Origin of the sequence: Rodentibacter rarus, assembly GCF_001998965.1 — a bacterium.
GTDB classification, from domain to species: domain Bacteria; phylum Pseudomonadota; class Gammaproteobacteria; order Enterobacterales; family Pasteurellaceae; genus Rodentibacter; species Rodentibacter rarus.
In genome coordinates this window covers 1-2536 of sequence record NZ_MLHJ01000156.1, presented here as the reverse complement: position 1 = coordinate 2536, position 2536 = coordinate 1, and the positions used below count along the sequence as shown (strand labels likewise).

Below are 2536 nucleotides of genomic sequence, written 5' to 3'. Positions count from 1 at the left end.
TTTGGAAGATCATTGACACGCCGACTCATCAACGGACAATGTGAAGACGAAATCACCGAAAAAGCCCGCCTAGGTTGCGACTTGGGCGATTATGCCTTTTTCTTTGATTTACAAGGTGGCGCAGAAACCCCTCGCAGTGAACAGCCTTTGAAACTGGACTACGAAGAGAAAGCCCCGAACCAATACGGCGAAGTGCATAAATCGGTGATCGGTGTCAAAAACCAATTCACCCAATATGCCATTAAAACCCGTCTTAAAAAATACATCATCAAAAAACGCCCGAAAGATTTTACATCTAACTCGGTTGAGCGCAGCGAAACCGCAAACAGCGGGCTTTGCCCGCCTTGGACTTGTGTCAATAACTGTAACCGTTCAAAAATTGAACAAAAATTAAAACAGTTATTGATCCCGATTTGTGCACCGTTAAATGAACAAAAATTAGACTATTTATTTAAGTTTAAACGGCTGGTAATAGATAAATATACCGCCCTCGAACTGAAAGATAACGACGTGCAGTTAGTGAAACGCAATCAAAACATGATGGCGACCCTCGCCCCTGTGCCAAGAAATATCCAAAAACTCAAAGCCTTACACAAAAATCAACGTATTCAATAGGAGAAAACACCATGAAAAAACGTAAACAAAAACAAATTCAGCGTATTTTGGCGGCAAAACGCACCGAAAAGGATGCACAAAAGTGCGGTCAAATTGAGCTGAAAAATCTACAAGGGCAAGTTTGGGATCTTGCCGTGCAATCCCAACAGACCGTCAGTCTTGCCAAAACACAGAGCGAGACAATAAAACTCCTTAACCGATTTTTCTTGAAAGAAATTAACCGATTGGAAAAACACATCACAGCGGATCGCATTGGCGATACCTTACTCAATTTACTTGGGGGAATGCTTGGTGGTGCGTTCGCCGTATTTATGTGGATTTTGTGGATTCTTTAAGGTGGTCCTATGAACAAATCCAACACCAAAAAATCAGACAAGGATTTATGGGCGACACCTTGGTGGGTGCTTTATTATGCCGAATCATATTTCAACATCAAATTTGATCTCGATGCGTGCGCTATGGCGCACAATGCAAAAGTCAAAAATTTCATCACACCGGAGCAAAACACGCTAACCGCCGATTGGAAGGGTCGTTATGTATGGATGAACCCGCCTTATTCAAATCCGTTGCCTTTTGTGTTGCGTGCAATACAACAAAGTGTGCTACACAATAAAACCGTGGTGATGTTGCTGAATGTGGATAGCTCTACAAAATGGTTCGATATGTGCGTGCGAAATGCAAAAGAAATTGTGTATATCACTAATTCCCGCATTCCCTTTATCAACAACGAAACAGGCGAGGAAACCGACCAAAATAACAAGCCACAAATGCTTGTGTTATTTGAGCCAAAAGCCCCTTACGGCAGTTTGAAATCGTCTTATGTGTCGTTGCATGAGATGAAAGAAATTAATAAAAAATAACCCATATAACTCTAAAAGTGTTGACAATACATAGTGAAGAGTTATAATAACCCCATAATTAATAAACAAGAGGCAAAATGAACAGTGCAAAAATAATCAAGAAAATAGAGGATGATGGTTGGTATCTTGTAAACGTAGTCGGTAGTCACCACCAATTCAAACATCCAACAAAGAAAGGGCGAGTTACCGTGCCACATCCGAAAAAGGATTTAAACATAAAAACGGTAAAATCAATATTAAAACAAGCGGGGATTTAATCCCCCTTCATAAACAAAGAGGAAGAATATGTTATATCCAATTGGTATTGAAATGGGCGATGAAAATCACGCTTACGGTGTGATCGTGCCGGATGTACCGGGCTGTTTTTCTGCCGGGGATACATTAGAAGAGGCTTTTATCAATGCAAAAGAGGCTATCGCATTTCATATAGAGGGAATGTTAGAAGATGGTGAGGATATTCCGCAACCAACCTCATTACAAAATCATGTTAAAAACCCTGATTATGAAGGTTTTACATTTACTGTTGTAGATGTCGATCTCACCCATTTAATGGGGAAAGCAGAAAAAATCAATGTAACCTTACCAAGCCTTTTGATTAAACGCATTGATAACTTTGTCGCCACCCATCCGGAATACAAAAACAGAAGTAACTTTTTGGCGCAATTAGCCACAAATAAATTACTTTCCGCATAAAAAAAGCCGCTATTTCTAGCGGCTTTCTTCTTTTAACAGCCTCATTAAATTATCTTTATCTTCTTGTGAAAGCTGTTGCAATGTCAATTTTAGTAGATTTTCTTTTGTCAGTTTGCTACTTCTTGTCGTGTGACTAAATTCCATATTCATCACAAAACGGTGACCGCATTGGGGATTTTTACAAACACAATAATAGCGAGCAAATTCGCTGTGTATTCGTTCAGTTCTTTCGATCACTGATTTCGCATTACAGACTTTACAATAAATATCTGTTGTTCTTGCCATTTTCCCCAAAAACACAAAATTAATCAGTATTTCTCATTATATAAAATACTGTTGTTTTGTATAGGCTGTTAATGATCATGCAA

Annotated in this window: 5 protein-coding genes and 1 pseudogene; 5 read left to right on the top strand and 1 reads right to left on the bottom strand. The window is 39.2% G+C overall.

Features of this window, described 5'->3' with window-relative positions; genetic code table 11:
• From BKK50_RS13010 to BKK50_RS12040, 5 genes and pseudogenes are all read left to right on the top strand, one after another.
• Nucleotides 1–615 (top strand): annotated as a pseudogene (locus BKK50_RS13010) (replication endonuclease); the annotation flags it as partial.
• A gap of 11 nt (nt 616–626) precedes the next feature.
• Complete coding sequence (locus BKK50_RS12055) at nt 627–950, top strand: hypothetical protein (protein ID WP_077418457.1); 324 nt, start codon at nt 627–629, stop codon at nt 948–950.
• Nucleotides 951–959: 9 nt separating this feature from the next.
• A complete protein-coding gene (locus tag BKK50_RS12050; RefSeq protein ID WP_077418455.1) occupies nt 960–1475 on the top strand; it encodes a phage N-6-adenine-methyltransferase in 516 nt (171 codons plus the stop codon).
• Between the two features lie 77 nt (nt 1476–1552).
• The gene (locus tag BKK50_RS12045; RefSeq protein WP_077418452.1) at nt 1553–1732 is read left to right on the top strand and encodes a type II toxin-antitoxin system HicA family toxin; all 180 of its coding nucleotides are present in this window, start codon (nt 1553–1555) and stop codon (nt 1730–1732) included.
• 28 nt (nt 1733–1760) lie between these two features.
• Nucleotides 1761–2168, top strand: a complete 408-nt coding sequence (locus BKK50_RS12040; protein WP_077418450.1) for a type II toxin-antitoxin system HicB family antitoxin — start codon at nt 1761–1763, stop codon at nt 2166–2168.
• A gap of 15 nt (nt 2169–2183) precedes the next feature.
• Here BKK50_RS12040 and BKK50_RS12035 read toward each other — a convergent pair whose 3' ends face one another.
• Nucleotides 2184–2453, bottom strand: a complete 270-nt coding sequence (locus BKK50_RS12035; RefSeq protein ID WP_077418448.1) for an ogr/Delta-like zinc finger family protein — start codon at nt 2451–2453, stop codon at nt 2184–2186.
• Nucleotides 2454–2536 lie beyond the last annotated feature (83 nt).